This window comes from Pseudoroseomonas ludipueritiae (assembly GCF_014490445.1).
In the GTDB taxonomy this organism is placed as follows: Bacteria; Pseudomonadota; Alphaproteobacteria; order Acetobacterales; family Acetobacteraceae; genus Pseudoroseomonas; species Pseudoroseomonas ludipueritiae.
In genome coordinates this window covers 1-653 of the sequence record NZ_JACTUZ010000383.1, presented here as the reverse complement: position 1 = coordinate 653, position 653 = coordinate 1, and the positions used below count along the sequence as shown (strand labels likewise).

At 68.8% G+C, this 653-nt stretch carries 1 protein-coding gene; it reads right to left on the bottom strand.

The annotated features are described in order from the left end of the window. Positions 1 to 15: 15 nt before the first annotated feature. Positions 16 to 653: exopolysaccharide biosynthesis polyprenyl glycosylphosphotransferase (locus tag IBL25_RS26515; protein ID WP_187781394.1), on the bottom strand; the 638-nt coding region annotated here is incomplete at its 5' end.

The window sequence follows — 653 nt, the reverse complement described above, 5'->3', positions numbered from 1 at the left end:
GCGAGACGGCGTGTATCACCGTGCGCCTTCCTGGAGGAGGACGACGCGGATGGTGGCGACGAGGATGAGGAGGTCGAGGAAGAGGGATCGGCGGCGGACGTAGTAGAGGTCGTAGGCGAGTTTCATGCGGGCGTCCTCGACGGAGGCGCCGTAGGGGTAGTTGACCTGAGCCCAGCCGGTGATGCCGGGCTTGACGCAGGCGCGGTCGTGGTAGCGGGGGATGATGCGGCCGAGTTCCTCGACAAAGGCGGGGCGTTCGGGGCGTGGTCCGACGAAGGCCATGTCGCCGCGGAGGACGTTGAGGATCTGGGGGAGTTCGTCGATGCGGGTGAGCCGGATGAAGCGCCCGACGCGGGTGACGCGGCTGTCCTGTCGGCTGGCCCACTGGGGCTTGCCGGCGGCTTCGGCGTCGGTGCGCATGGAGCGGAACTTGGTGAGGGTGAAGACGCGGCCGTGCAGTCCGACGCGTTCCTGTCGGTAGAAGATGGGGCCGGGGCTGTCGAGTTTGATGATGATGGCGGTGGCGAGCATCACGGGGAGGGTGATGAGGAGAAGGGTGAGGCTGACGGTGATGTCGAAGGTGCGGCGGAGGGCGGCGGCGAGGCGGCCCTCCGGCCGGGCCTGCACCGTCTGCAGCCAGTCCGGCGCCAGCA